The sequence below is a fragment of the Pseudomonas sp. NPDC085632 genome (assembly GCF_044541255.1).
In the GTDB taxonomy this organism is placed as follows: domain Bacteria; phylum Pseudomonadota; class Gammaproteobacteria; order Pseudomonadales; family Pseudomonadaceae; genus Aquipseudomonas.
The window spans coordinates 236,441-262,986 of record NZ_JBITSX010000001.1 but is presented as its reverse complement, the minus strand read 5'-3'; the positions used below and the strand labels follow the sequence as shown (position 1 = coordinate 262,986).

23 protein-coding genes are annotated in these 26,546 nt (G+C 60.5%); 17 read left to right on the top strand and 6 right to left on the bottom strand.

The window, feature by feature from the left end:
- The first annotated feature begins 28 nt into the window (after positions 1-28).
- The 4 genes from ACIF4X_RS01110 (at position 29) to ACIF4X_RS01095 (ending at position 4,612) form a co-directional block, all read left to right on the top strand.
- The gene (locus ACIF4X_RS01110) at positions 29-547 is read left to right on the top strand and encodes a sigma-70 family RNA polymerase sigma factor (RefSeq protein ID WP_397480574.1); all 519 of its coding nucleotides are present in this window, start codon (positions 29-31) and stop codon (positions 545-547) included.
- Positions 538-1,485 (top strand): FecR domain-containing protein, encoded by a 948-nt coding sequence (locus ACIF4X_RS01105; RefSeq protein ID WP_397480573.1) that lies wholly within the window; start codon positions 538-540, stop codon positions 1,483-1,485. The genes ACIF4X_RS01110 and ACIF4X_RS01105 overlap by 10 nt, the downstream gene beginning before the upstream one ends.
- Before the next feature lie 67 nt (positions 1,486-1,552).
- On the top strand, positions 1,553-3,952 hold the full coding sequence (locus ACIF4X_RS01100) for a TonB-dependent siderophore receptor (RefSeq protein WP_397480572.1): 2,400 nt from the start codon (positions 1,553-1,555) through the stop codon (positions 3,950-3,952).
- Positions 3,953-4,096: 144 nt separating this feature from the next.
- Complete coding sequence (locus tag ACIF4X_RS01095) at positions 4,097-4,612, top strand: cupin domain-containing protein (protein ID WP_397480710.1); 516 nt, start codon at positions 4,097-4,099, stop codon at positions 4,610-4,612.
- Between the two features lie 212 nt (positions 4,613-4,824).
- Here the strand turns inward: ACIF4X_RS01095 and ACIF4X_RS01090 are convergent, their stop codons facing one another.
- Positions 4,825-6,006 (bottom strand): XylR family transcriptional regulator, encoded by a 1,182-nt coding sequence (locus tag ACIF4X_RS01090; protein ID WP_397480571.1) that lies wholly within the window; start codon positions 6,004-6,006, stop codon positions 4,825-4,827.
- A gap of 175 nt (positions 6,007-6,181) precedes the next feature.
- On the opposite strand from ACIF4X_RS01090, the gene xylA reads away from it, so the two are divergent.
- The 4 genes from xylA to ACIF4X_RS01070 all read left to right on the top strand — a co-directional run bounded on the left by xylA (position 6,182) and on the right by ACIF4X_RS01070 (position 11,495).
- Positions 6,182-7,498, top strand: coding sequence for a xylose isomerase (xylA, locus tag ACIF4X_RS01085; RefSeq protein WP_397480570.1), 1,317 nt, complete (start codon positions 6,182-6,184; stop codon positions 7,496-7,498).
- A gap of 149 nt (positions 7,499-7,647) precedes the next feature.
- Complete coding sequence (gene xylF, locus ACIF4X_RS01080) at positions 7,648-8,649, top strand: D-xylose ABC transporter substrate-binding protein (RefSeq protein WP_007913194.1); 1,002 nt, start codon at positions 7,648-7,650, stop codon at positions 8,647-8,649.
- Between the two features lie 152 nt (positions 8,650-8,801).
- Positions 8,802-10,358, top strand: coding sequence for a D-xylose ABC transporter ATP-binding protein (gene xylG / locus ACIF4X_RS01075; protein ID WP_397480569.1), 1,557 nt, complete (start codon positions 8,802-8,804; stop codon positions 10,356-10,358).
- Complete coding sequence (locus ACIF4X_RS01070; protein WP_150774235.1) at positions 10,359-11,495, top strand: sugar ABC transporter permease; 1,137 nt, start codon at positions 10,359-10,361, stop codon at positions 11,493-11,495. It abuts the gene before it with no gap.
- Positions 11,496-11,505: 10 nt separating this feature from the next.
- Here ACIF4X_RS01070 and ACIF4X_RS01065 read toward each other — a convergent pair whose 3' ends face one another.
- Positions 11,506-12,429, bottom strand: coding sequence for a LysR family transcriptional regulator (locus ACIF4X_RS01065; RefSeq protein ID WP_397480568.1), 924 nt, complete (start codon positions 12,427-12,429; stop codon positions 11,506-11,508).
- Between the two features lie 94 nt (positions 12,430-12,523).
- A complete protein-coding gene (locus tag ACIF4X_RS01060; RefSeq protein ID WP_397480567.1) occupies positions 12,524-13,723 on the bottom strand; it encodes an MFS transporter in 1,200 nt (399 codons plus the stop codon).
- A 54-nt stretch (positions 13,724-13,777) separates the two neighbouring features.
- On the opposite strand from ACIF4X_RS01060, the gene ACIF4X_RS01055 reads away from it, so the two are divergent.
- From ACIF4X_RS01055 to ACIF4X_RS01030, 6 genes are all read left to right on the top strand, one after another.
- Positions 13,778-13,969, top strand: a complete 192-nt coding sequence (locus tag ACIF4X_RS01055) for a hypothetical protein (protein WP_397480566.1) — start codon at positions 13,778-13,780, stop codon at positions 13,967-13,969.
- A 49-nt stretch (positions 13,970-14,018) separates the two neighbouring features.
- Complete coding sequence (locus tag ACIF4X_RS01050) at positions 14,019-15,299, top strand: c-type cytochrome (RefSeq protein WP_397480565.1); 1,281 nt, start codon at positions 14,019-14,021, stop codon at positions 15,297-15,299.
- Positions 15,296-15,769, top strand: coding sequence for a (2Fe-2S)-binding protein (locus tag ACIF4X_RS01045; RefSeq protein WP_397480564.1), 474 nt, complete (start codon positions 15,296-15,298; stop codon positions 15,767-15,769). Before ACIF4X_RS01050 ends, ACIF4X_RS01045 begins: the two co-directional genes overlap by 4 nt.
- Positions 15,766-18,000 carry a molybdopterin cofactor-binding domain-containing protein gene (locus ACIF4X_RS01040; protein WP_397480563.1) on the top strand — a complete coding sequence of 745 codons (2,235 nt, stop codon included), beginning with the start codon at positions 15,766-15,768 and terminating at the stop codon, positions 17,998-18,000. Before ACIF4X_RS01045 ends, ACIF4X_RS01040 begins: the two co-directional genes overlap by 4 nt.
- Positions 18,001-18,170: 170 nt before the next feature.
- Positions 18,171-19,283, top strand: a complete 1,113-nt coding sequence (locus tag ACIF4X_RS01035; RefSeq protein WP_397480562.1) for an alkene reductase — start codon at positions 18,171-18,173, stop codon at positions 19,281-19,283.
- A 229-nt stretch (positions 19,284-19,512) separates the two neighbouring features.
- Positions 19,513-20,472 carry an EamA family transporter gene (locus tag ACIF4X_RS01030; protein WP_397480561.1) on the top strand — a complete coding sequence of 320 codons (960 nt, stop codon included), beginning with the start codon at positions 19,513-19,515 and terminating at the stop codon, positions 20,470-20,472.
- Positions 20,473-20,501: 29 nt separating this feature from the next.
- Here ACIF4X_RS01030 and ACIF4X_RS01025 read toward each other — a convergent pair whose 3' ends face one another.
- Together ACIF4X_RS01025 and ACIF4X_RS01020 are read right to left on the bottom strand one after the other, a co-directional pair.
- Positions 20,502-21,431 (bottom strand): ZIP family metal transporter, encoded by a 930-nt coding sequence (locus tag ACIF4X_RS01025; RefSeq protein WP_397480560.1) that lies wholly within the window; start codon positions 21,429-21,431, stop codon positions 20,502-20,504.
- Between the two features lie 63 nt (positions 21,432-21,494).
- A complete protein-coding gene (locus ACIF4X_RS01020) occupies positions 21,495-21,743 on the bottom strand; it encodes a hypothetical protein (protein WP_397480559.1) in 249 nt (82 codons plus the stop codon).
- 271 nt (positions 21,744-22,014) lie between these two features.
- Between ACIF4X_RS01020 and ACIF4X_RS01015 the strand changes: the two genes are divergently transcribed.
- The gene (locus tag ACIF4X_RS01015) at positions 22,015-23,358 is read left to right on the top strand and encodes an MFS transporter (protein ID WP_397480558.1); all 1,344 of its coding nucleotides are present in this window, start codon (positions 22,015-22,017) and stop codon (positions 23,356-23,358) included.
- 22 nt (positions 23,359-23,380) lie between these two features.
- Here ACIF4X_RS01015 and ACIF4X_RS01010 read toward each other — a convergent pair whose 3' ends face one another.
- Positions 23,381-23,992: a dTMP kinase gene (locus tag ACIF4X_RS01010; RefSeq protein WP_397480557.1), complete on the bottom strand. Its 612-nt coding sequence runs from the start codon at positions 23,990-23,992 to the stop codon at positions 23,381-23,383.
- Between the two features lie 127 nt (positions 23,993-24,119).
- Here ACIF4X_RS01010 and ACIF4X_RS01005 point away from each other — a divergent pair, with 127 nt between their 5' ends.
- Both ACIF4X_RS01005 and ACIF4X_RS01000 read left to right on the top strand, forming a co-directional pair.
- Positions 24,120-25,253 (top strand): alanine--glyoxylate aminotransferase family protein, encoded by a 1,134-nt coding sequence (locus tag ACIF4X_RS01005; RefSeq protein ID WP_397480556.1) that lies wholly within the window; start codon positions 24,120-24,122, stop codon positions 25,251-25,253.
- 165 nt (positions 25,254-25,418) lie between these two features.
- Positions 25,419-26,540, top strand: a complete 1,122-nt coding sequence (locus ACIF4X_RS01000; protein WP_397480555.1) for an SMP-30/gluconolactonase/LRE family protein — start codon at positions 25,419-25,421, stop codon at positions 26,538-26,540.
- Positions 26,541-26,546: the final 6 nt, after the last annotated feature.

The window sequence follows — 26,546 nt, the reverse complement described above, 5'->3', positions numbered from 1 at the left end:
GAAACTGACTTCGCGCAGGACTTTTGAGATGACAGAAGCAGCGACGCCATCGCCGCAGCACCTGCACGAACTGTATCGCGATCACCGAGGCTGGCTGGAAACCTGGCTGCGGCGGCGCATCGGCAACGCGTGGGATGCGGCGGACCTGAGCCAGGACACCTTCCTGCGCGTGCTGTGCAGCGCTCAACCGATTGCCGACATGCGTGAACCGCGCGCGTATCTGCTGACCGTGGGTAAGCGCCTGCTGAGCAACTTCTACAGCCGCCGCGGTCTGGAAAAGGCCTACCTCGAAGCCCTCGCGCAATTGCCTGAAGAGTGCGTGCCGTCGCCCGAACAGCGCTGGCTGCTGCTGGAAACCCTGCAAGCGCTGGATGAGCTGCTCGATGGCTTGCCGCGAGCGGTGCGCCGGGCGTTTTTGTGGAGTCAACTTGAGGGCCTCGGTTACCGTGAAATCGCCGAGCGCCTGCAGGTTTCAGATCGCACAATAAAACGTTATATGGCGCAGGCTTACGAGCATTGCTTGATGTTGGATCTAGCATGCGCGTAGCGCTCAACGCAGAAGTGCGCGAAGTGGCACGCGCCGCCGCGCAATGGCTGGCGCTGCTTGAATCCGGGGATGCCACCGATGACGATCACGCGCGACTGCAGCATTGGCGCAGCAGTGACAGTCGTCATGAAAATGCCTGGCAGAAGATTCAACTGCTGCGCCAGCGCTTTTCCGCGGTGCCGGCGGCGTTGGCCCTGGCCACGCTGGATCGTCCGGATCTGGCGCGTCGCGCTGTGCTGAAACGTGCGCTCGGTCTCGCCGCGCTGGTGCCGGCAGCGTGGCTGATCAATCGACAATTGCCGATGGATGCATGGCGTGCTGATCTGCACACCAGCACTGGAGAGCGCCAGCGTTTGCCGTTGGCCGATGGCGGTTCGATGCAACTCAACACCGCCAGCGCAGTGAATGTCGATCTGCCGGCACGGCAAGTGACGCTGGTGCGTGGCGAGATCGCGCTCAACGTTCCGGGCACTTCGGCGCTGACCATCAATGCGCGTTACGCGCGAATCATCGTCAGTCGCAGCGAGGTGTGCGTGCGTCTCAATGAGCGTGACTGCAATGTTGCGGTGGTCAGCGGTACGGTGCAGTTACAGCCGTTGCACGGACCCGCGCTGGTGTTGAATCAAGGACAGCAGGTCAGCCTGCAAGCGTCTGGCGCAGGTTCCGTCAAAGCATTCGATGCGTTGATGCCGGGCTGGCGCGACGGTGTGTTGATGGCGCAGAACCAAGCGCTGGGAGATTTCTTGCGCGAGCTGAGTCGCTATCGTTCGGGGTTGTTGCGCTGGGACCCGGCCTTGGAAGCGTTGCGCATCACCGGCAGTTTCCGCCTCGACAACACCGATCAAATCCTCGCACTGCTCGCGGCGAGCCTGCCGATCGATGTCCACACCCGTACTCGGTTCTGGGTGTCCCTTACTCCTCGGCAAAATATTGGCTGAAGCCTGTCCCTTTTTTTCGCCTCACCGGTCATTCCAGGTAAGTGAACAAAATCGAGAGCTTCTTCCAATGCCCGCAGTATTCCCAAGTCGTTTGCGTCCGTTGTTGCAGTTGAGCCTCCTGCTGAGCCTGAGTGCCAGCCCTGTGTTGATTCAATCCAGTTGGGCCGAAGACGCCCGGCGCAGTTATCAGGTGCCGGCTGGCAGTCTGAGTGCAGCGTTGACAAGATTTGCCGGGTTGGCCGGGGTCAATCTGTCGGTCGATCCGGCGCTGGTCAGCGGGCGCAACAGTAGTGGTTTGTCGGGTGAATTTGGCGTGGAGGAGGGGTTCACCCGGTTGTTGCTGGGTTCTGGCTTGCAACTGCAGCCTCTGGGCGATCACGCTTTCACCCTGATTCCTGCGCCGGAAGGCAGCAGCCTGCAACTGGCACCGACTTCGATCCTCGGCGCCAGCGATTCGACAGGTGCCGATGTCTTTGCCGGAGGCCAGGTGGCGCGTCGCGGCTCACAGGGTTTGCTGGGGTCGAAAGACTTCATGGAAACCCCGTTCAGCATGACCACCTACACCAGCGAAACCGTTAAAAACCAACAGGCACGCACGCTGGGTGATCTGATTGCCAGCGACCCATCGGTGCGCGCGACCAACCCGGCCGGTGGCCGTTACGAGCAGTTCACCATCCGTGGTTTCAGTCTGTTTAACAGCGACGTGGCCTATAACGGCCTCTATGGCGTGCTGCCGACGTACACCATTGACATGGAAATGGCCGATCGCGTCGATATTCTCAAAGGCCCGAGCCAGCTCATTAACGGGATCTCGCCACGGGGCAGCGTGGGCGGAGGAATCAACGTGGTGCCAAAGCGCGCTACCGATAAGCCGATCACCTCGTTGACCGCCAATTACGCGTCGAATAATCAAGTCGGTGGCGCCGTGGATGTCGGCCGCCGTTTCGGTGAGGACAACCAGTTCGGTCTACGTTTTAACGGCGTCAAACAGTCCGGTGACACGGAATGGGATCATCAAAGTGTCGACCGTGACATGGCTGTGCTTGGCCTCGACTTTCGTGGCGAGCGCCTACGGTTTTCGACCGATATCGGCCACACCGAGCGCGATACCGACGCACCGCAAGAGCGCGTACAAGTCGCGGCGAATGCCGAGGTTCCGAGCGCGAATAAGGTGCATCGCAACTACGCGCAACCGTGGACTCAGGCGAAAACCAAGGACACCTTCGGCACGCTCAACGCTGAGTTTGATGTCAGTGATTCGGTGATGCTGTACGGCGGCGTCGGTGCGCGGAAAAGCAATCACGACTTTCTTCGGCACGCCGTTTCCGTGACCAACGATGCCGGCGACTTCAGCGTTCAACCGCGAGATTTTACCCGCGACGAGAATGTCCGTACCGCCACGGCAGGCGTGCGCAACTGGTTCCATACCGGGCCTGTGAGCCACGAAGTCAATCTGGCGGCCAGCTACTTTTATATGGATTTCGAGAATGGCGGCGCGCGTTACGCGGCAGGGCGCAGCAACCTGTATGACCCGGTGGAAACAGCAAAACCCGGCACGCCGACACGCAATGACGCCAAGGTCTACACCGAAAACCGCTTCAGCGGCGTAGCGCTGTCCGACACCCTGGGCTTTTTCGACGATCGATTGCTGCTGACCCTCGGCGCTCGCTGGCAGCGGGTGAAAGTTGATGACTGGAGCGATGACGTCAAAGGTGACACGGCTTACGACGAAGAAAAGGTCTCGCCCTCGGGCGGGATTCTGTTCAAGGCAACGGACCGATTGTCGCTGTACGCCAACTACATGGAAGGTTTGAGTCAGGGCAAGATCGCGCCGTCGACCTCCATCAACGAGGACGAAATCTTCCCACCGTTCATTAGCCGTCAGGTCGAGGTCGGTGCCAAGTACGACGCCGGTTCGTATGCGTTGACGGCAGCAGTATTCAGGATCAAGCAGCCGGCTTACGAGACCAACGCAACGACCCGAGTCTTCGGCCCCAACGGCAAGCGACAGAACGACGGCGTGGAGCTGAGCGTGTTCGGCGAACCGCTCAAAGGCTTGCGGTTGCTCGGTGGCGTGATGTACATCGACAGCGAGCTGACTCATACCACCAACGGCACGTTCGACGGCAATCGCGCGCCGGCGACGCCGAAATACAACGTCAATCTGGGCGCAGAGTGGGACGTGCCGACGGTGCAGGGCCTGACGCTGACCGGACGCGGGATTTATTCCAGCGCGCAGTATCTGGACCAATCGAACGACAAGGAAATCGACTCCTGGGAGCGCTTCGACGTAGGGACGCGTTATGCATTCAAAGTCGATGAGAAAACCGTCACGCTGCGCGCCAATGTCGAGAACGTGCTGGACAAACGCTACTGGAGTTCGGCAGGCGCTTCGGATGACAGTGAGCCGGGACTGACGCTTTCGACACCGCGAACTTATTTGTTGTCGGCAACGGTGGACTTTTGATCCCGCCGGGGCGAAACAGATCGACTTATGGAGTAGGGTAATGATGGTGAAAATCTTCTATTTTCGTCGATATTACGTTAACTACACTAAATGACCGTTTAGTTGAGCTATCAAGAAGCCACCATCAAATCAATGGAGCGGGCGATGATTCAACGTAAAGCAAGCGCGCAGGACGTAATCAATGCGTTGAATCTCGAGCCTCATCTCGAAGGCGGCTATTTTCGCAGAACCTATCAGTCGGACCATCGTGACTGGCTCGAAACCGCTGGCGGCCCGCGTTACCTGATGACGTCGATCTACTATCTGCTGACCGAGCAATCACCGGTGGGCCAATTTCATTTCAACCAGTCTGACATCCTGCATTATTTCCATTTGGGCGACGCCATCGAATACAGCTTGATCCACGCTGACGGCTCATTACAGATTCTCGTCATGGGCAACGATGTTTTGGCAGGACAGCAACTGCAATTGCACGTACCGGGCGGCATCTGGAAAGCGTCACGACTACTGGACGGTTCAAACGGATTTGGACTGATCAGTGAAGCCATATCACCAGGATTTGATTTCGCCGATATGGAAATGGGTAATCGCCAGAAACTCACGATAGCGTTTCCACAGCATCGAGCGCTGATTGAAAAGCTGACGAGGAATGAGGGTTGAGAGAGGCAGAATTAATAAGAGACCCAGGTTGCACGGAAAGGCGCTTTGAGAGGCTTGCAAGAGATTTGAATCCAGCGTGCAACCGGGCTAATCTCGAAACATATTGTTACGTGTAATGTATATTATGTTAAATCATGTATTACGCTAAGTGCCCTTGCAGTAACTCTACGATCCGTCAGCACCTTAGAGATCTCAGAAACCACCTGCTTGGTTTAACGCATTCCCGCCCCCTGCTGATACTCCCGAGGCGTACACCCAAACTCCCGCCGAAACACCGTGTGCAAATACTGCGCAGACTTAAACCCACAACTGCGCGCAACGTCGGCAATCACTGAATCTGCATCTTTAAGGCTGCTAGTCGCCGCTGCCAATTTGAAACGCAAAATCTCGTCATGCACGCTGCAACCTCGCTCAGCACGAAAATGCGCTTCAAGTGACGAACGCGACACACCGACATAAGCCGCGACCTGCGCCGTTTTGATGCCCTGGCAAGCGTATTGGCGGATAAACAGCAGCGCTTGCATGACGTACGGATTGCCCAACGGTTGGTGCAAGCTCGACACCTGCACGTTCACAGCATCCGGCGGAATCAGGATTTGCGTGCCGGCGGACGGCATGCCGTGCAGCATCTGGTGAAGCAATTGCGCGGCGGTACGGCCCATGGTTTCCGTGCCCTGAATAACCGAGCTCAGGGGCACCCGGGTCAGGCTGCGGGTCAGCGGATCATTGTCGATGCCGATCAATGCCACTTGCTCTGGCACGGCAATCCCGGCGGTCAGGCAGGCTTGCAGCAACTGGCGCGCACGGGCGTCGCTGACGGCGATGATGCCGATGGGTTTGGGCAGGCTTTGCAGCCAGGCGATCAGTTGTTCGACTGCGCTGTCCCAGAGCGGCGCGCTGGTGCCCATGCCGCGATAGATTTCGCCGTGCAGGCCGTCGCGTTTCATCAGTTTGCGAAAGGCTTTTTCGCGCTCCTGGGCCCAGCGATTGGCCTGCGCTTCCGGCAGGCTGAAGCAGGCAAAACGTTGCAGTCCTGCTTCGATCAAGTGCGTATAAGCCAGGTTGATCAGCGCGTTGTTATCGGTAGCGACGTAGGGAATCGCTTTCGGATAGGCGCGTTTATCTTCGTACGAGCCCCCTACCGCCACCACCGGCATCTGGATATCGGCCAGCGCCTCGCCAATCAGCGGGTCGTCGAAGTCGGCAATGATCCCGTCACCCTGCCAGCGCTCGATGCCTTTCAAACGACAGAGGAAGTCCTCTTCCAGAAACAGGTCCCAGGAAGCTCGGGTGCTGCTCAGGTAGTTGCCGATGCCGCTGATGATGCCACGGTCGTAGATTTTGCTGCCGTTGAACAACAGGGCGATGCGGTGAACAGGCGGTACGGTTTTCATTGTTTTTATGCTTGTCCCGGGCCCCTTTTCACAGAGGCGATTGGCACAGACTAGGCGCCTGGTCAGAGAAGCTCAATACGCAAAATCGCACCCCGTGTTGATGTTTTTCATAATCAGCGGGCACAGGGCCGTTGCTAGTATCGAGACACCGCCAAGAACAACAAGGACAAGGTCCATGCAGTATTTCCCCGATGTCGATGCGATTCGCTACGAAGGTCCGGATAGCGATTCTCCCCTCTCCTTTCGTCACTACGACGCCGACAAACTCATCCTCGGCAAACCCATGCGCGAGCACCTGCGCATGGCCGCCTGTTACTGGCACACGTTCGTCTGGCCGGGTTCCGATGTGTTCGGTGCGGGGACGTTCAAGCGCCCATGGCAACACGCCGGCGACCCGATGGAGCTGGCGATTGGCAAAGCAGCCGCCGCCTTCGAATTCTTCTCCAAACTGGGTATCGACTATTACTGCTTCCATGACACCGATGTCGCCCCCGAAGGCAGCTCTCTGAAGGAGTATCGCAACCACTTCGCGCAGATGGTAGATCACCTGGAGCGACATCAGGAACAAAGCGGAATCAAGCTCTTGTGGGGCACCGCCAATTGCTTCAGCAACCCGCGTTTCGCAGCGGGTGCCGCGAGCAACCCCGATCCGGAAGTGTTCGCCTGTGCCGCTGCCCAGGTGTTCAGCGCAATGAACGCGACCCATCGCCTGAAAGGCGCCAACTACGTGTTGTGGGGCGGTCGTGAAGGCTATGAAACCCTGCTCAACACGGACTTGAAACGCGAGCGCGAACAGTTGGGCCGCTTTATGCGCATGGTGGTCGAGCACAAGCACAAGATCGGTTTCACCGGCGACCTATTGATCGAACCAAAACCGCAGGAGCCGACCAAGCACCAATACGATTACGACAGCGCCACCGTGTTCGGCTTTCTTCAGCAGTTCGGGCTGGAGCACGAAATCAAGGTCAACATCGAGGCCAACCACGCGACGCTGGCCGGGCATAGCTTCCATCACGAAATTGCGACGGCCGTTTCCTTGGGGATTTTCGGCAGCATCGATGCCAACCGCGGTGATCCGCAAAACGGCTGGGACACCGATCAGTTCCCCAACAGCGTCGAAGAACTGACCTTGGCCACCTATGAAATCCTCAAGGCCGGCGGCTTCAAGAACGGCGGTTTCAACTTCGACTCCAAGGTGCGCCGGCAAAGCCTTGATCAGATCGATCTGTTCCATGGCCACGTCGGTGCCATGGACGTTCTCGCCCTGTCCCTGGAGCGCGCAGCGGCCATGGTGCAGAACGACGAGCTGCAACGGCTCAAGGATCAACGCTACGCCGGTTGGCAGCAGCCGTTCGGGCAGGCAGTGATGGCGGGTGACTTCAACCTTGAATCGCTGGCCGAGCACGCGTTCACCAACGAGTTGAGCCCGCAAGCCGTCAGCGGTCGCCAGGAAATGCTCGAGAACATCGTCAACCGCTTTATCTATCGCTGATCACACAGGGAGTCTGCGGGCGCATCCACGCGGTGACATTTCTACGACAAATCTGTGCCTGCGGCGTCTGCGGATTCTCTACAGTTTTACCAGCCCGATACTCATCGTCAGGCCGTGTCTTTCCAACAACAATAAAAGGACGCCCCACCATGAAGAACGTAAAACGCACGCTATTGGCCACTGCCCTGGCGCTGCTGTCACTGCCGGTGATGGCTGACGCAGCCCACCCGAAAATCGGTTTCTCCATTGATGACCTGCGCCTGGAGCGCTGGTCGCGTGACCGTGACTACTTCGTCGCGGCGGCCGAAAAAATGGACGCCAAGGTCTTCGTCCAATCGGCCGATGCCAACGAGCAGAAGCAGATTTCCCAGATCGAAAACCTCATCTCCCGGGGCGTCGATGTCATCGTCATCGTGCCGTTCAACGCCACGGTGCTGACCAACGCGGTGGCCGAAGCGAAGAAAGCCGGAATCAAAGTCGTGTCCTATGATCGGCTGATCCTCAACGCCGATGTCGACGCCTACATTTCCTTCGATAACGAAAAAGTCGGCGAGATGCAGGCCAGCGGCGTGCTGAATGCTGCGCCCAAGGGCAATTACTTTTTGCTGGGAGGTGCGCCCACCGACAACAACGCCAAGATCCTGCGTGAAGGCCAGATGAAAGTGCTGCAACCGGCCATCGACAAGGGCGATATCAAGATCGTCGGCCAACAGTGGGTGAAGGAATGGAACCCGACCGAAGCGCTGAGCATTGTTGAAAACGCTCTGACCCGCAACGACAACAAAATCGACGGCATCGTCGCCTCCAACGACGCCACGGCCGGTGGCGCGATCCAGGCACTGGCGGCGCAGCAACTGGCCGGCAAGGTGCCGATTTCCGGGCAGGACGCTGACCTTGCCGCAGTCAAACGCGTGATCGCCGGCACGCAAACCATGACCGTATACAAACCGCTGAAACTCATCGCCACCGAAGCCGCCAAGCTCTCGGTGCAACTGGCGCGCAACGAAAAACCTGCCTTCAGCTCGCAGTACGACAACGGCAGCAAAAAAGTCGACACCATCCTGCTCACGCCCACCCCGCTGACCAAGGACAACATCGACCTGCTCGAACAGGACGGCTTCTACACCAAGGCGCAAATTGCCGGGAAGTGATCTCCGGTAATGCGAAAAACCCTTGTGGGAGCGAGCCTGCTCGCGAATGCGGAGTGTCAGTCAGTACAGCTCTGTCTGAAAAGACGCCTTCGCGAGCAGGCTCGCTCCCACAGGGTTAAGTGTCTGATCCTTTTGGAATACGAGCCCTGTCCATGTCCGACTATCTGCTGCAAATGAACGGCATCGTCAAAACCTTCGGCGGTGTCAAAGCGCTCAACGGCATCGACATCAAGGTCAGGCCCGGCGAGTGCGTTGGCCTGTGCGGCGAGAATGGCGCCGGCAAGTCGACGCTGATGAAGATCCTTTCGGCGGTCTACCCGCACGGCACCTGGGACGGTGAAATCCTCTGGGACGGGCAACCGCTCAGGGCGCAATCGATCAGCGAAACGGAAGCCGCCGGTATCGTCATCATTCACCAGGAACTGACGCTGGTGCCCGACCTTTCAGTGGCCGAAAACATTTTCATGGGCCACGAACTGACGCTGCCCGGCGGGCGGATGAATTACCCGGCGATGATCCACCGCGCCGAAGCGCTGATGCGCGAATTGAAAGTCCCGGACATGAACGTTTCGCTGCCGGTTTCGCAGTACGGCGGCGGCTATCAGCAACTGGTGGAAATCGCCAAGGCCCTGAACAAGAAAGCCCGGCTACTGATTCTTGACGAGCCCTCCTCGGCCTTGAGCCGTTCGGAAATCGAGGTGTTGCTGGACATCATCCGCGACCTCAAAGCCAAAGGCGTGGCCTGCGTCTACATCTCGCACAAGCTCGATGAAGTGGCCGCCGTGTGCGACACCATTTCGGTGATTCGCGACGGCAAACACATCGCCACCACCGCCATGGACGACATGGACATTGCGCAGATCATCACCCAGATGGTCGGACGGGAAATGAGCAACCTCTACCCCTCCGAGCCACACGATATCGGCGAAGTGATTTTCGAGGCCCGGCACATCACCTGCTACGACGTCGACAACCCCAAGCGCAAACGGGTCGACGATATTTCCTTCGTGCTCAAGCGCGGGGAAATCCTCGGCATCGCCGGGCTGGTCGGTGCCGGCCGCACCGAATTGGTAACCGCGCTGTACGGCGCTTACCCCGGTCGCCACGAGGGTGAAGTCTGGCTGGACGGGCAAGCCATAGACACCCGCACGCCGCTCAAGTCCATCCGTGCCGGCCTGTGTCTGGTGCCGGAGGACCGCAAACGCCAAGGCATCATTCCGGACCTGGGCGTCGGCCAGAACATCACCCTCGCCGTGCTGGACAACTACTCAAAACTGACCCGCATTGATGCCGAAGCCGAACTGGGCTGCATCGATCAGGAAATCTCGCGCCTGCACCTCAAGACCGCCAGCCCTTTTCTGCCGATCACCAGCCTTTCGGGTGGCAATCAACAAAAAGCCGTGCTGGCGAAGATGCTGTTGGCCAAACCCCGGGTACTGATTCTCGATGAGCCGACCCGAGGCGTGGACGTCGGCGCCAAATACGAAATCTACAAATTGATGGGCGCACTGGCCGCTGCCGGTGTGTCGATCATCATGGTCTCGTCGGAGTTGGCCGAAGTGCTGGGGGTTTCCGACCGCGTGCTGGTGATCGGCGAAGGCCAGTTGCGTGGCGACTTCATCAACCGAGAACTGACGCAAGAACAGGTGCTCGCCGCCGCCCTCAGTCAGCCTGGCAGCCATAACAATAATGATCGGAAATCCGCGTAAATGAATCAGGTCAAACAACTGTTCACCCGCTACAAAATGCTCGCGCTGGTGTTTGCCGTGGTGCTGATCTGGCTGTTCTTCAGTTGGCAGACCGAGGGCGGGTTCCTGACCCCGCGCAACCTCTCCAATCTGCTGCGGCAAATGTCCATTACCGGGATTCTTGCCTGCGGCATGGTACTGGTGATCATCAGCGGCGAGATCGATTTGTCGGTGGGTTCATTACTCGGTCTGCTCGGTGGCCTCGCGGCGATTCTTGATGTGGTCTACCACATTCCGTTGCTGGCGAACCTGAGTCTGGTCGCGCTGTGCGGGCTGATGATCGGCCTCGCCAACGGCTACATGGCGGCTTATCTGCGCATCCCCTCGTTCATCGTCGGTCTGGGCGGCATGTTGGCTTTTCGCGGGATTCTGCTGGGGATTACTGGCGGCACGACCATCGCCCCGGTATCGCCAGAACTCGTCTACATCGGCCAGGGTTACCTGCCCCACGCGATCGGCACTGGCCTCGGCGTTTTGCTGTTCGCGCTGACCGTGTTCCTGACCTGGAAACAACGGCGCAATCGCGCCCTTCACGGCCTCGCGGCGCATTCGTTGGTGCGTGACGTCATCCGCGTGTTGGTGATCGGCGCCGTGCTCGCCGGCTTCGTGCAGACGCTCAACAGCTACGACGGCATTCCCGTGCCGGTGTTGTTGCTGCTGATTCTGCTGGGCGTGTTCAGCTACGTCACCAGCCAGACCGTGTTCGGCCGCCGCGTGTATGCGGTGGGCAGCAACATGGAAGCGACGCGCCTGTCCGGGATCAATGTGCAGGCGGTGAAGCTGTGGATCTTCGGGATCATGGGCGTGATGTGCGCCCTCGCCGGCGTGGTCAACACTGCACGTTTGGCCGCCGGTTCGCCTTCGGCCGGGAGCATGGGCGAACTCGACGCCATCGCCGCGTGCTTTATCGGCGGCACCTCCATGCGCGGCGGCTCCGGCACGGTGTACGGCGCCCTCCTCGGCGCGCTGGTCATTACCAGCCTCGACAATGGCATGTCGATGCTCGACGTCGACAGCTACTGGCAGATGATCGTCAAGGGCAGCATTCTGGTGTTGGCGGTTTGGGTGGATGTGAGTACGCGGACCGGGCGCCGTTGAGCCGCAGGCATCACGCAGCGGGCGTGGTCGCGGGCGCCGGGCTGAGAATTTCCATCAGGAAATCGATAAACACATTGATCCGGCTGGAGCCACGGTGATTGGGTAAATACAACGCGTTGATGCACGTGCTGGCACTGCCGGGATTGACCTCGTAGTGCTCAAGCAACCGGGTCAGCCGGCCGGCTGCGACGTCGTCGCGGACCAGCCAGTCAGCCAGCAGCGTTACCCCGCCGTCGCCGATGGCGGCTTCGCGCAGGATGTCGGCGTTGTTGCTTTGCAGGCGCCCGTGGACATTGAGCTGAATGGGCGCGTCTTCATTCTGAAAGGTCCAGTGCTGGTGGGTGCCGCCGTAATCGAAACGCAGGCATTGGTGCTCAAGCAGGTCCCGTGGATGACAGAGCGCCGCGCTACGCGCCAGATACGCCGGACTGGCCACCACCCAGCGCTCGAACTGTCCCACGCGTTTGCTGACGATGTCTTCACTGACCACCGACGATCCCAACCGCACCGAAACATCGATCTGCTCGCTGAGCAGGTCGCTGACCTGATCGCTCAGCGACAGACTGATCTCCAGACCCGGATGCCGCTCCAGCAAGCGGCTCAGGTGCGGCGCGATCAGGCGCCGCCCGAACTCCACCGGCACGCTGATGCGCAAACGGCCCTGCGCTTCGGCGCCACGATCGGCGACGATGGCATCGGCTTCGTCGATCGCGTCGAGAATCGCCACGGCTTTTTCGAAATAGGTCTGGCCGGCAACGGTCACGCTGGTGTTGCGCGTGGTGCGATTGAGCAGGCTCGCGCCTAGCTCGTGTTCCAGCCCGGCCACTTGCCGTGTCACTGACGACGTGGATATCCCGAGTTTGCGCGCAGCCGAGGAATAGCCCCCGCAGCGCACGGTTTCCACAAACATCTTCAGTGCCAGCAACTTGTCCATAAGCGGGGTCCGGTCGAAAGGGAACGCGGATGATTGTGCATCACTGTTCCTCCGACGTCTTGTACCGCCGTGCTCGCCCGCAGTTGCCGGATGTTCAGACATCGGCCTTGCGACTCAGGAACAACCCGAGCGCCAGCGCTGGCAGCAGCGCCACCGCGACGGCGGAAAGGTTCCAGCCGAAGTGCTCGTACAGCGGACTGGCGACCAGTGAGCCCACGGCGCCGCCGACGAAAATGCTGGTCATGTACACGGCGTTCAGGCGCGCACGGCTGTGGGGATCGAGGGCGTACACCTCACGCTGGCCGAGCACCATGTTCAATTGCACGGCGAAATCCAGCAGCACCGCGCACACCACCAGCCAGACATAGCCACTGCCCGGGAGCGCGGCGATCAGCAGCGAAACCGGCGCTAGCAACAGTGCGACCAGCGTGCCGCGACGACCATGCCCGGCATCGGCCAGACGTCCGGCAATCGGCGCCGCAATGGCACCCACCGCACCGACCAGTGCAAAGATCGCGACTTGCGTCTGAGTAAAGCCGTGGTGACGCATCAGTTCAATCGGCGCGAGGGTCCAGAACAGGCTGAAACTGGCAAACAGCAAACCCTGATACAGCGAACGCTGACGCAACACCTGATAACGCCGGGCCAAGGCAAACACGGAGCCGATCAGCGCGGCGTACGTGGCTTTATGCGTCGGCAGCCGACGTGGCAGTGCCACGGCGGTAATCAGAGCGATGACGGCCATCAGGGCTGCTGCGCTGTAAAACACCCCGCGCCAGCCGAACACTTCAACCAGCAGGCTCGACAGTGGCCGCGATAACAGAATCCCCAACAGAAGACCGCTCATGATATTGCCGACGACACGGCCACGGCTCGCTTCGGGCGCCAGGTGTGCCGCCAGCGGCACAAGGATCTGCACGGCCACCGAGGTCAGACCGATTAGCAAAGACAACACCAGGAACAGTGACGGCGAATGGGTCAGTCCGGCGCACAACAGCGTGACGCTCGCCGCCAGGGTGAAACCAACCACCAGCCGGCGGTTTTCCATCAGGTCGGCCAGTGGCACCAGCAGCAATAGGCCCAGCGCGTAACCAAACTGCGTCAGCGAAACGATCAGGCTGGCATTGGCGCTGGACAGACCGATCTGCGGCGCAATCAGTTCGACGATTGGCTGCGCGTAATAAAGATTGGCCACGACCGCGCCACAGCAAAATGCCAGGAACGCGACCATCAGGCCGGAAAGTGACGCTGGCTGTTCGGCGCTGGCCGCAACGGCTGGATTGCCCGTGAGCATGATGACACCTCATTGAGTTCAGGAAAGTGCTGCCAAAGCTACGGCGCTGTGGCGATGCGCAGAATCCACGCGGCGGGCAATGCACTGATGCGTCCTGCGCAACGGCGCGGGCGTTGCTTCTCGCGCAACGCGCTGTTGCGTGCGCCGCTGATTCTCCGACGCTGGTGGTTTCTCTACGCTTTGGCCTCTGGCGCTGTCGTCCCCAGCGGCGCCCTTCCCCGGCTGTTACAAGGAGCGTTGTCATGACCCGTAGCCCATCCGTTCTGTCATTGCCTGCCGCGTTGTTCTCCGTCCCATGACCAGCTCATTTCTGAAGTCCAGAACGCTATGGATCAGCGTGGCAGTCGTTGCCGTGCTCGGCCTGATCGGCGCCGTTTGGCTGATGTGGCGCCCGGCAATTGCGCCGATCGAGCGCCCGACGCTGTTCGATACTGCGCAGTTGCAACGCGGGGCGCGGGTGGTCGAGGCCGGCGATTGTGCGGTGTGCCATACCCGTCCCGGTGGCGAATATCTGGCCGGTGGGCTACCGCTGGTGACGCCGTTCGGCACGCTGTACAGCACCAACATCACCCCGGATGTAGAGACCGGTATCGGCCAATGGTCACTGCCGGCCTTCGAGCGGGCGATGCGTCAGGGCATTGCTCGCGATGGTCACTTGCTCTATCCGGCGTTCCCCTACGTGCATTACCGGCGTATGAGCGCAGCAGACATCGCCGACGCCTATGCCTACTTGATGAGCGGCCCCGCCGTGCACGCGCCGGCCGCGCAGAACCAGATGAATTTTCCGATGAATATTCGCCCGTTGGTGGCGTTCTGGAACCTGCTGTTTCTGCACGGTGAGCCACTGACGCCGCTGGCACAGCGCAGCGAGGCGTGGAATCGCGGACGCTATCTGGTCGACGGTCCAGGCCATTGCGCCGGCTGCCATTCGCCGCTGAACCTGATCGGCGCGGAAAAATCTTCGGAATACTTGCAGGGCGGCAGCGTCGACGGCTGGCAAGCGCCCGCGCTGGTCGGCATGGGCCAACGCGCCAACCCGTGGAGTCACGCGCAACTGGTGGGCTATCTGCGCGCCGAGATCGTCGATGGCCACGGCACACCCGCCGGGCCGATGCGTCCGGTCAGCTTGAGTCTGGCGCGCTTGCCCGCCAGTGAAGCCGAGGCGATTGCCGAGTATTTGCTCAGCCTGGAAAACCCGCCTTCGGTGACAGAGACGCCACCGAAGACGCCTGCCAGTGAAGCGGCAGACCACTCGACCGGTGCCCTGCTCTTCAGCAGCGCCTGCGCCGGTTGCCATGGCCCTGCGGCACCGATGCGCACCCTCGATGGTCGCCCGGGATTGCAAAACACCTCGGCACTGCAAGCGGCCAGCTCGCGCAACTTCCTCAAGACCGTGCTTGAAGGCTTGCCCGCCACAGCCGGATCGCCCGGTCCGCTGATGCCTGCATTCGCCGCCAGCCTGGACAACGCGCAGCTCGGTGCACTGGCCGCGTACCTGCGTCAGCAAGCCAGCCCCGATCAGCCGTGGGCCGACCTCTCTTCCACTATTGAAGCGTTACGTCAGGAGACGAAATGAGCCAGATCACCCTCAACGTCAACGGAGCCGCGCAACCGCTTGAGCTGGAGCCGGACATGCCGCTGCTGTACGCGCTGCGCAATCACTTGAACCTCAACGGCGCCAAATACGGCTGCGGTCTCGGTCAATGCGGCGCCTGCACGGTGATCGTCGATGATCGACCGGTGTTCGCCTGCCTGACGCCCTGCGCCGGTCTTGAAGGCAAAAAAATTCGCACCGTAGAAAGCCTCGGCAGCGCGGAAAAACCCGGCGCTCTGCAAGCTGCGTTCATCGAGAAACAGGCTGCTCAATGCGGCTACTGCATTGCCGGCATGCTGATGCGCGCGCAAGCGTTGCTTGAGCGTAATCGACACCCGGATGAGGCAACCATTCGCGAGCACATGGCTGGCAACCTGTGTCGCTGCGGTACGCACTTGCGGATCATCGAGGCGATCAAACAGGTGGCCGGGCGCAACGGGAGCCTGACATGAGCGAGTCGAACGGTTTGAACCCGAGTCGGCGCGCCTTTCTGCGCGGTGGTGCGTTGCTGCTGGCATTCACCCTGCTGCCGGTGGCGCGGCGTGTGTTGGCAGATACGGAAGTCGATACGCTCGGCACCGTGGTCCTCGCACCCGACCTGCCCGGCAGCCTGCGCACCAACCCGTTTCTCGACGCCTGGATCCGCATCGGCGCCGACGGCATCACCGTCTACACCGGCAAGGTCGAATTGGGTACCGGGGTGAAAACCGCGCTGCTGCAAATCGCCGCCGAGCGTTTGCAGGTACCGGCGACCTCCATCAACCTACTCACCGCCGACACCGCGCTGACACCCAACGAAGGCTACACCGCCGGCAGTCACAGCATTTTCGACAGCGGTACCGCGTTGTATAACGCCGCCGCGCAGGTGCGCGAAATGCTCGTCGATGCCGCCGCGCGCAGTTGGCAGGTTGATGCAGGGCTGCTGAGCACCCGCGAAGGGGTTATCGAAGGCCCGGGCGGTCAGCGGATGAGTTATGCCGACGCGGTCAAGCATGTCGATGTGCACCAATACGCCAAGGCGCAGTCACCGGCGATGGCCGCCGCTGACTTCAAACTGATCGGCCATTCGTTGCCGCGCCTCGATATCCCGGCGAAGGTCAGCGGCGGCGCCGCATTCGTCCAGGACATGCGCCTGCCGGGCATGCTGCATGCGCGGGTGATCCGCCCGCCTCGTCCGGGCTGCACGCTGCAAGCATTCGATGCGGCGTCCATCGAAGCGCTGGCTGGCGTGGTCAAGGTGATCCGCGACGGCAACTATCTGGCGGTGCTCGCCGGTGATGAGTGGCAAGCGATCAAGGCCATGCGCCGTGCCAGCGAAATCGCGCAGTGGAGCAGCGGCGAGGCGATTCCTGATGCGGCGCAGATTCATGACCTGCTCAAACGCCTGCCCTCACGGCGCTATCCGATCAGCAACAGCGGCACGCCGAGTGGCACGGCCGACACGCGTTTTCAGGCGCGGGTCACCAAGCAGTATTTGATGCATGGCTCGATCGGCCCGTCCTGCGCAGTGGCCTGGTTCAGGGACGGCACGCTCACGGTCTGGACCCACACCCAAGGCGTTTACCCGCTGCGCGCCGGCATTGCCGAAATGCTCGGTCTGCCACCTGAACGGGTGCGCTGTATTCATACCGAAGGCTCCGGGTGTTACGGGCACAACGGCGCCGATGATGCCGCCGCCGATGCGGCATTGATTGCCCTGCGCGTGCCCGGGACGCCGGTGCGCGTGCAATGGATGCGCGAACAGGAAAATCTTTGGGAGCCGTATAGCTCGGCGATGGTCACTGAAGTCGACGCGGGCCTCAGCCAGGGCCGCCTGCAGGACTGGGCCTACGAACTCTGGACCACACCGCACAACGAACGCATCGTCAACGCTGGGCGGCTGTTGCCGGCACGCCTGCTCGCGCGGCCTTTCGCCTCGGCGCCCTCCGTGCCGATCGCCCAGCCCGAAGGCGATGGTGATCGCAACGCGGTGCCGCTGTACGACCTCAACTCGACACGCATCAACATGACCTTCGTCACCGAAATGCCCTTTCGCACCTCGGCCATGCGTTCGCTGGGGGCGCACATCAACATCTTCGCCATCGAGGCAAGTATTGACGAACTGGCGATCAAGGCCGGCATCGACGCGGTGGCGTTGCGTCTGGCCCATCTCAGCGACCCGCGAGCTCGCGCGGTGGTAGAACGTGTGCGTGATGAGATCGGTTGGCCGCAAAAAAGCCGCGAGCCCGGCGCCGGTATCGGTTTCGCCTTTGCCCGCTACAAAAACATCATGGGTTACTGCGCCATCGCGGTGAAGCTGCGGGTGCATCCGCAGACCGGCGAGATCCGCATTGATCACGTAGTGACGGCGGTTGACGTTGGCCAGATCGTCAGCCCCGACGGCCTGCGCAATCAGGTCGAGGGCGGCATCGTGCAGTCCGCGAGCTGGACCCTGTACGAAAAAGTTGCCTACGACCCGGGAGGCATTCGCAGCTACGACTGGAGCGGTTATCCGATTCTGCGCTTCACGCAACTGCCGAAAAAAGTCGACGTGCATTTGCTCGACCAGCCGGGAGAACCCTTCCTCGGTGCCGCTGAAATCGTTCAGGGGCCGATGGCCGCCGCCCTTGGCAACGCCGTCGCCAACGCCACCGGCCGGCGCTGGCTGAACCTGCCGCTGACCCGTTCCAACCCGCCCGCCTGAGCCACGCCCGTGTTCATCGCTGATGAGCACGGGCGCCATTGCGCCCTGCGCAAAACAGCGTAGCGCCGGTCACCGATTATCAGCCCCGCTGAGCGCGGTTAAGTTAGCGGCACTGGTTTGCGGCAGCGCTGCCGCGCTTGAATTCCTTTTATTGAAATCTGGAGCTACCCATGACCCGTCGTCTGTTCCAACCCCTTGCACTCGGTCCTTACACCCTCGCCCACCGCGTGGCGATGGCGCCGTTGACGCGCTCACGTGCCGGCCAACCCGGCGATGTGCCAACGCCGATGAACGCCGAGTACTACCGCCAACGGGCCAGTGCTGCGCTGATCATCACCGAGGCCACGCAAATCTCCCGGCAGGCTCAGGGTTATGCCTGGACGCCGGGCATCTACAGCCCTGAGCAAGTCCGGGCGTGGCGTGACGTCAGCGCGGCGGTGCGCGAGGCCGGCGGGTTGATCTTCATGCAGCTGTGGCACGTTGGCCGGGTGTCCCACCCCAGTTTTCAACCCGATGCCGGCCTGCCCGTTGCACCCAGCGCGCTGCCGGTGCCGGGCAAGACGTTTATCGTCGACGAAAACGGTAACGGCATCTGGGGTGATGTACCAGTGCCGCGCGCGCTCGAAACGGCGGAAATCGCCGGCATCGTCGAGGACTATCGCGTGGCCGCGCGCAACGCATTGCAGGCGGGCATGGACGGTGTAGAGATTCATGCTGGCAACGGTTATCTGCTCGACCAGTTTCTTAACAGCAACAGCAATCAGCGTGACGATGCCTATGGCGGCAGCGTGGAGAATCGCGCGCGGTTTCTGCTGGAAGTGGTCGCGGCCGTCACTGAAGAGGTCGGCGCCGAACGGGTCGGCGTACGCCTGACGCCGATGGGGCGTTTCATGGGCATGGGCGATGACACTCCGGAAGCAACCTTCGGCCACCTCGTCGAGGCGCTCAACCAGTGGAATCTGGCCTACCTGCACTTGGTCGAGCCGGCGATGGTCGGCACAGTCAAAGATGAGAACTTCGACCCGCGCTGGGACGCGATCATTGCCCAGTTGCGCAAAACCTGGAACGGCGTGCTGATTCTGGCGGGAGGCTACGATGTGCAATCTGCCGAACAGGCACTGATTGCCGATCGTGCCGACATCATTGCGTTCGGCCGCCCTTTCCTGGCCAACCCCGACTTGCCGCGCCGGCTGCACGATGGCCTGACACTCAACGCACCAGACCCCGGCAGCTTCTTCGGCGGGGATCAGCGTGGCTACATCGATTATCCGTTTCATGCCTGAACAAATGCAGACCTGTGGGAGGGGCGGACGCGCCCCTTTTCTATTAGGTCATACGATCTCTGCGGTTGATTAGAGGCATGGGAAATCCCCCATAAAGCCAAACATATGCCTGGCTGTGCGTTTTTCAGATCTATTGCCCCACGTCGCCGAATGCGGTAAAACCGCCTAGTTGTACGACAACCTAATAAAAACCAAGTCGTTCGAACGGCTAACAATCCTGAGATCTGCCATGCCTCGCCCTACCGCTACGCAAACCGTTCCGCCGCCCTACCCCCGTTATCTGGCTGTGATCATTCTGCTGTGCATGGGCTGTGCGTTTGCCGGCAATCATGTGGCGGCGCGAGTTGCATTTGATGATGGCGCGGGTGTGTTGCTGGCGATTTTGATGCGTTCCGGCGGGACCTTGCTGGTGCTCGCCGTCCTGGTGCTGTGGCAAAGACAAAGCCCGCGCTTGCCGGCGGGTGCGTGGCGCTGGCAACTGCTGCTGGGGTTGCTGATCACTGCGCAGAGTCTGTGTCTGTATTCCGCTGTCGCGCGGGTGCCGGTGGCGCTGGCCCTGTTGGTGGCAAACGTATTCCCTATTCTGCTGGCATTGCTCACCTGGGCGCTGGGTGGTCAGCGACCGAGCGCACGCACTGCGACGTTAATGGGCTTGATTCTATTGGGCCTGGTGTTTGTGCTGGACGTCCCCGGGCGGCTCTCGACCACGACAGAGGTCAGTGCGCAATGGCTGACGGGCGTCGCGCTCGCGTTCTGCGCCGCCAGCGTGTTTGCCTGCGCGCTGTGGATCACCGACCACAAGCTGTCTCAGGTACGCGGCTCGGTGCGCAGTCTGCTGACCATTTTCATCGTGTTCAGCAGCGTCAACCTGGCAGGGCTGACGGGCGCCCTCCCAGGCGGACTGAACCTGCCCGCCACCTCGACCGGATGGCTGGCCCTCGCCACTCTGGTGGTGCTGTACGGCACAGGTTTTATCGTCCTGTTCATTTCCGTGCCTCGACTCGACATGCCGCGCAATGCGCCGGTCATGAACATCGAGCCATTGGCAACGCTGCTGATGGGCTGGATTGTGCTTGATCAGATGCTCAGTAATGGACAGATTTTCGGCGGGGTGATTGTGGTCATGGGCATCGTTTTGCTGACTTATCGTAAATCAGTGGTCAAGGCTGAGGTTAAAGTCAGTGCGTGAAGGTTTCTCTCCAGTGGTCAGGTTCGTGATTAACCTAAAGCAGTGTCGAGAAACATCATCACCCCAAAGCCGAGCATCAGTCCCAAGGTCGCCGGGGTCTCATGCCCGTTGCGATGGGTCTCGGGAATGACCTCATGGGACACCACAAAAATCATCGCACCGGCTGCCAGACCGAGCGCAATGGGATATCCCAACGCAAAGCTGCTGGAAATACCCAAGCCGACGATGGTGCCAATGGGCTCCATCAACCCCGAACCCACTGCAATCAGTGCTGCGCGCAGCGCGGAGATGCCGGTTACGCGTAATGCCAAGGCGACTGCCAGACCCTCGGGAATGTCTTGAATGGCGATGGCAGTGGTCAGTGGCAGTCCCACCTTCATATCGCCGTTGGCGAAGCTCACGCCAATGGCCATGCCTTCCGGCAGGTTATGCAGTGTGATTGCCAGCACGAACAACCAGACACGATTGATGCGCTGCGCATCCGGCCCTCTACGTCCGCTTTTCTCATGTTCGTGAGGGACGAAACGATCAAGCCCGACCATCAGCGCAACGCCCAATCCCAATCCTGCAACGACGACGCAGGCTGCGAGCAACGGGTTACCGCAAAGCGCCTGAGCCGCTTCTATGCCAGGCAGAATCAGCGAAAACGAACTGGCGGCCAGCATCATCCCGGCGGCGAAGCCGAGCATGATGTCTTGGGTTCGGGCGGCGATGTCTCGCAACGCGATCGCTACGACAGCGCCCATTGCCGTGGCAGCGAAGCCGCTCATGCCACCGATAAAGGCGAAGTACAGATTCTGTTTGTTGGCCCCGACGAAGGCGCCATAGCCGCTAATCAGCAGAAACACTGTCACGCCGATCAGAATCGACCAGAAGACGCGCCCGCCCCACCCGGATCCTGAGAATCGGGCGAACCAGGAGCGAGCAGGTGCGGCTGATGAGGTCAACGGCTCGGGCATGGAAATCTCCTGTTTTCGTGAATCGATATTTTCAGCGGCTGCGCATAACGACCGTACATGACCTCAATGGTAATCGTCTCCAGCGACTGCGCGCAGGTACGCGATATCTGCTTCTCTGCGCAGGTCGCGCCACTCGTCCCAACTGAGTATGCCCAAGCGATCCATTTCATCCGACTGGCGCAGCAGTTCGTCGTGATAGGCGTCTGGGCAGTCCATGCGCAATTCAAGGTTTTCCAGTGCGCGTTGCCAGGCCGCCAACGCGAGTAATCTGGTTTCTTGTGCGAATGTCAGTTGGTTCTTGAACGCGTTCATTTCGCCCACCCCGAATATTTCCCGGTTGAGCGACCGATTTCGGGTTAGGTTCAAAATGTCTGAAGAAAAGCGGATGACTGAAGGCTTGTCGTTATATCTCTGCCTTTGTTTGCCTGCGTCCAAGCGTCGCAGTCAACAGCTATTGGCAAATCCTGCGCAAGCCTTAGAATCCGCGCGCTCTTGCAGTCGCCGGATCTGGTGACCGAAACGTATCCAACCGCCCTGCCCGTCTGGCGGGCGCCCGCACCACACACCCCGGCTTGGCAATCGCATGCGCAGAGGCGCACGTTGCGCTGTTCGATCTCTAGAGGTTTTTATGTCTCCGCGTTTGCTGGCCATGGCGCTGGCGCCCCTGTTGGGGCTGTTCATTGTTGCGCTGGGCAACGGTTTCCTGTCGTCGCTGACCACCCTTCGACTCGACGCTGCCGGCGCATCAGCGACGATGATCGGTGTCGTGTCATCGGCCTACTTCATCGGCCTGACCCTGGGCGCCGTGTTCAATGACCGCTTGATTCTGCGCATCGGTCATATCCGCGCCTATGGCAGTTTCGCCTCGCTGATCGCCGTAACCATCCTGTTGCAGGGATTGTTTTATGACACCTGGGGCTGGTTCGCCCTCCGCCTGATCAATGGCTGGGCCACGGTAGGTGTGTTTCTGGTGATCGAAAGCTGGCTGCTCTTGGCGGGTGACGCGAAGATTCGTGGGCGCTTGCTCGCGTTGTACATGATCGTGTTGTACGGCGCTGGTGTGCTGGGTCAGGCAACGTTGGGCAAAATCACCGGGTTGAGCGACAGCGCACCGTTCATGGTCGCCGGCATGCTTGCCTCGTTGTCGGTGCTGCCGATTGTGATCCTGCCGCGCGTGTCGCCGCTGCTCGATCAGGTCGAGCCGCTCAAGCCACGGCAACTGCTGGGCGTGACGCCGACCGGGCTGGTCGGCTGTTTCGGCTCGGGTGTGACCATCGCGGCGATTTACACCTTGCTGCCGCTGTATCTGCAGCGCAGCGGTCTGAATGTCGGTGAAGTCGGCAGCATGATGGCCTGGACGATTCTCGGCGCCATGCTCCTGCAATACCCGGTCGGGCGTTGGTCCGATCGCAAGGATCGCTTACAAGTGCTGACCATTCTGACAGTGGCGTGCACCGTATTGTCGCTGGTGATCGTCCTGGTGCCGCTGTCCTCGACGATGCTCGCGGTGATGTTGTTTCTGCTTGGCGGCGGTGTGTTTGCGCTGTACCCGGTTGCCGTCAGCCACGCCGCCGACCGTGCCCCGGCCGAAGCCTTGGTGCCGATGATTCAGGGCTTGCTGCTGATCAACTCGCTGGGCTCGGCGATCAGCCCGATGATGATCTCGCCGGTGATGAACTCGTTCGGCGCCAATGGTCTGTTCTGGGTATTTGCGCTGGTCAATCTGTGCATGGTCACCTTCTTCCTGTGGCGCCGTGGCAAACGCCCGGTTCCGGCCAATCCTGCGCCGTTTGCGGCAGCAGCGACGTTCTCACCGACAGGTGCGGAACTGCGGGTGACCGAAGACTTGCGTCAGGCGGTGCAGGAGCATCCGCCGATGGTTGATGCGTTGAGCGGCGAGCCTTCACCACACTGTGAAGCACGGTGAGGTTTGCGCCACCCTTCGACACTCAGCCAAGCACCTTATAGATCTCTGCAACCACCTGAGTCGTTGCGGCTTCGATGGTTCCTTCGTTACGGCACAACACCCAGCCGTGATCGGCAACCGCCTGCTCGAACATCTCGCTACACACGACGTGCTCGGCGTGTTTCTGAATCACCGTGCCGCCCAGGCCTCGTGATCGGGCCGTTGCCCGCGCCCAAGAAATATCCGGTGCGGTGACAACGCCGACATGCAGGTCCGGCACGCGCACGCCTCGCTGCATGTTCAACTGCAGAATCTCGGCAAACGGCACGCTATGGCGAAATGCGGCATCTGACGGATACCAGCGGTCGATCAGGATGATGCTGTCCAGCGGCTGTTTGGGCAGTACCTCTTGGGAAATCCAGCGACGGCTATCCGCAAGGCGCTGACACACCGCCCACTCCAACTCCCGCGAGGGATGCCTGGTGAGTTGATTGACCAGGGCCATGGTTTCGCCGCGGTACGGATCGCTTTTTCTCTCGCACAGCCGAATGACTTTCTGGTTGTTTGCCCGCAGTGCGGCGGTCACGGCCTCCAGCAGTGTGGTTTTGCCGGTGCCCTTGGGCCCATCCAGAGAAATAAACAGCGGCAGCTTCATGGTTCACGCAACGATTGAGACATTGCTGAGTACTCTAACCTCATTTGCGCAAATCAATGAGCTGTTCCCTGCCCTTTGCCTACACTTGCTTGCCAATGATGTTTACCCCTCTGCCAAAGGAGTCACCATGTCCAAGCTCTATCCGAGCATCGATCCCGAGGGATTGGTCGAGTATTCCGTGGTCTACACCGACCGCTCGCTGAACCACATGTCGCAGTCCTTTCAAGGCGTGATGAAGAACATTTCCACGACCCTGAAACAGGTCTACAACGCCGAAGCGGTGGCGGTGGTTCCGGGCAGCGGTACATTCGGCATGGAAGCGGTGGCGCGGCAGTTCGCCACCGACCAGCAATGTCTGGTGATACGCAACGGCTGGTTCAGTTATCGCTGGAGCCAGATTCTGGATATGGGCAACATCCCGGCGGCCACTACGGTGCTCAAGGCCCGGCCGGTCGAGACGGGTCGCCAGGCAGCCTACGCCCCGCCACCGCTGGACAAAGTGCTGGCCGCCATCGCGGCGCAGAAACCGAAAGTCGTCTTCGCGCCCCACGTTGAAACTTCATCCGGGATTCTCCTGCCTGACGACTACCTGCGGGCCGTCGGCGACGCCGTGCACGCGGTGGGCGGTCTGTTCGTGCTGGACTGCATCGCCTCCGGCACGATTTGGGTGGACATGCACAATTGCGCCGTCGACCTGCTGATCAGCGCCCCACAGAAAGGCTGGAGCGCCTCCCCTTGCTGCGCCCTAGTGATGTTCAGCGCTCTGGCACTTGAGCGCATCGAACAGACGCAAAGCAGCAGCTTCGCCTGCGACCTGAAAAAGTGGCTGCAGATCATGCAGGCCTACGAACAGGGCGGACATGCCTATCACGCGACCATGCCCAGCGATTCCCTCGCGCGGTTCAATGACGTGATGAAAGAGACGCAAGCGTACGGCTTCGACAAGGTTCGCGATGAACAACAGGCGCTGGGTGATCGGGTGCGTGCGCTGTTGACCGGCAAAGGCTTTAAAAGCGTGGCCGCTGCGGGCTTTCAGGCACCTGGCGTGGTGGTGAGCTACACCGATGATGCCGACATCAAGAACGGCAAGAAATTTGCCGAGCACGGTCTGCAGATCGCCGCCGGCGTGCCGCTGCAATGTGATGAACCGGCCGACTTCCAGACCTTCCGCCTCGGGCTGTTCGGACTGGAGAAGCTGCAGAATATCGAGCGCACGGTCAGCCTGCTGGAGCAGGCATTGGATGAAGTGGTGGCTGGCTAAGATCTGTTCGTTCCCGCATGCCAATTTTACGGTGGAGGTCATGCTCACTGGCTTCCGCCGCTACCTGCGCCCTATGGCCGCCTACAACGAACAACTTGTACGATGTCCTATCACAAGGTATTACTACGTCTCCCACAAAAAAAACAAAACCACGGAGATCGCTACATGGACTCACGCCTGTCCGCCAAACCTGAGTGCCTCAACCAAGCGCAAGGCAACACCCGCCGCAGCTTCCTGAAAAAGTCCCTCGCCGTTTCCGCCACGCTCGCCACCGTTGGCAGCACCGCACTGACGCGGATCGCCGAAGCCGCCGAACCCTTGAGTCAGCGCTACCCTGATCCGCTGATTCACATCCTCGACGACAGCTTCCTCGAGCTGCGTATTTTCAACGCCAGTGTTGAAAAACTTGCCACCGGTATGCGCTGGGCCGAGGGGCCGGTGTGGGTCGGTGATGGCCGCTATTTGCTGGTCAGCGACATCCCCAACAATCGCATCATGCGCTGGGACGAAATCACCGACACCTTCAGCGTGTACCGCGAACATTCGAACTTTTCCAACGGCATGTGCCGGGATCGCCAAGGGCGTCTGATCGTCTGCGAAGGCTCCACCACCACCAGCGAAGGCCGGCGCATCACGCGTACCGAAGCCAATGGCACGATCACCGTGCTGGCCGACAGCTTCGACGGTAAGCCCTTCAACTCGCCCAACGACATCGTCTGCAAAAGTGACGGCTCGATCTGGTTCACCGACCCACCCTTCCAGACCGGCAACAACTATGAAGGCCACAAGATCACCCCGAGCCAGCCCCACGCCGTTTACCGCATCGACGGCGAGAGCAAAAAAGTCACTCGGGTCATCGATGACTTCAACGGCCCCAACGGCCTGTGCTTTTCTCCGGATGAAAAAACCCTGTACGTCGTCGAAGGTCGCGCCAAACCCAATCGCCTGATCTGGGCGATTGCCGTAAAAGACGACGGCACACTGGGCGAACGCCGCAAGCACATCGAAGGGCTGGAATATGCAGCTATCGACGGCATCAAATGCGACGAAGCCGGCAACCTGTGGTGCGGCTGGGGCGGCAATGGTGACCCCAAGGCCGACCTGGAAAAACTCGACGGCGTGCGCGTGTTCAATCCGCAGGGCAAGGCCATCGGACACATTTCCCTGCCAGAGCGCTGCCCTAACCTGTGCTTTGGGGGACGCGAAGGCAATCGGCTGTTCATGGCTAGCAGTCACTCGATCTATTCACTGTTTGTGAATACCCGTGGTACTACGTTTGCGTTGTAAAAGCGC

Coding starts and splice junctions, on each gene's coding strand:
- ACIF4X_RS01005 (WP_397480556.1), top strand. CDS start 24,120: ATGTCCAAGCTCTATCCGAGCATCGATCCCGAGGGATTGGTCGAGTAT.
- ACIF4X_RS01015 (WP_397480558.1), top strand. CDS start 22,015: ATGCGCAGAGGCGCACGTTGCGCTGTTCGATCTCTAGAGGTTTTTATG.
- ACIF4X_RS01000 (WP_397480555.1), top strand. CDS start 25,419: ATGGACTCACGCCTGTCCGCCAAACCTGAGTGCCTCAACCAAGCGCAA.
- ACIF4X_RS01100 (WP_397480572.1), top strand. CDS start 1,553: ATGCCCGCAGTATTCCCAAGTCGTTTGCGTCCGTTGTTGCAGTTGAGC.
- ACIF4X_RS01025 (WP_397480560.1), bottom strand. CDS start 21,431: ATGCCCGAGCCGTTGACCTCATCAGCCGCACCTGCTCGCTCCTGGTTC.
- xylG (WP_397480569.1), top strand. CDS start 8,802: ATGTCCGACTATCTGCTGCAAATGAACGGCATCGTCAAAACCTTCGGC.
- ACIF4X_RS01010 (WP_397480557.1), bottom strand. CDS start 23,992: ATGAAGCTGCCGCTGTTTATTTCTCTGGATGGGCCCAAGGGCACCGGC.
- xylA (WP_397480570.1), top strand. CDS start 6,182: ATGCAGTATTTCCCCGATGTCGATGCGATTCGCTACGAAGGTCCGGAT.
- ACIF4X_RS01090 (WP_397480571.1), bottom strand. CDS start 6,006: ATGAAAACCGTACCGCCTGTTCACCGCATCGCCCTGTTGTTCAACGGC.
- ACIF4X_RS01020 (WP_397480559.1), bottom strand. CDS start 21,743: ATGAACGCGTTCAAGAACCAACTGACATTCGCACAAGAAACCAGATTA.
- ACIF4X_RS01095 (WP_397480710.1), top strand. CDS start 4,097: ATGATTCAACGTAAAGCAAGCGCGCAGGACGTAATCAATGCGTTGAAT.
- ACIF4X_RS01035 (WP_397480562.1), top strand. CDS start 18,171: ATGACCCGTCGTCTGTTCCAACCCCTTGCACTCGGTCCTTACACCCTC.
- ACIF4X_RS01045 (WP_397480564.1), top strand. CDS start 15,296: ATGAGCCAGATCACCCTCAACGTCAACGGAGCCGCGCAACCGCTTGAG.
- ACIF4X_RS01070 (WP_150774235.1), top strand. CDS start 10,359: ATGAATCAGGTCAAACAACTGTTCACCCGCTACAAAATGCTCGCGCTG.
- ACIF4X_RS01040 (WP_397480563.1), top strand. CDS start 15,766: ATGAGCGAGTCGAACGGTTTGAACCCGAGTCGGCGCGCCTTTCTGCGC.
- ACIF4X_RS01110 (WP_397480574.1), top strand. CDS start 29: ATGACAGAAGCAGCGACGCCATCGCCGCAGCACCTGCACGAACTGTAT.
- ACIF4X_RS01065 (WP_397480568.1), bottom strand. CDS start 12,429: ATGGACAAGTTGCTGGCACTGAAGATGTTTGTGGAAACCGTGCGCTGC.
- ACIF4X_RS01060 (WP_397480567.1), bottom strand. CDS start 13,723: ATGCTCACGGGCAATCCAGCCGTTGCGGCCAGCGCCGAACAGCCAGCG.
- ACIF4X_RS01030 (WP_397480561.1), top strand. CDS start 19,513: ATGCCTCGCCCTACCGCTACGCAAACCGTTCCGCCGCCCTACCCCCGT.
- xylF (WP_007913194.1), top strand. CDS start 7,648: ATGAAGAACGTAAAACGCACGCTATTGGCCACTGCCCTGGCGCTGCTG.
- ACIF4X_RS01050 (WP_397480565.1), top strand. CDS start 14,019: ATGACCAGCTCATTTCTGAAGTCCAGAACGCTATGGATCAGCGTGGCA.
- ACIF4X_RS01105 (WP_397480573.1), top strand. CDS start 538: ATGCGCGTAGCGCTCAACGCAGAAGTGCGCGAAGTGGCACGCGCCGCC.
- ACIF4X_RS01055 (WP_397480566.1), top strand. CDS start 13,778: ATGCGCAGAATCCACGCGGCGGGCAATGCACTGATGCGTCCTGCGCAA.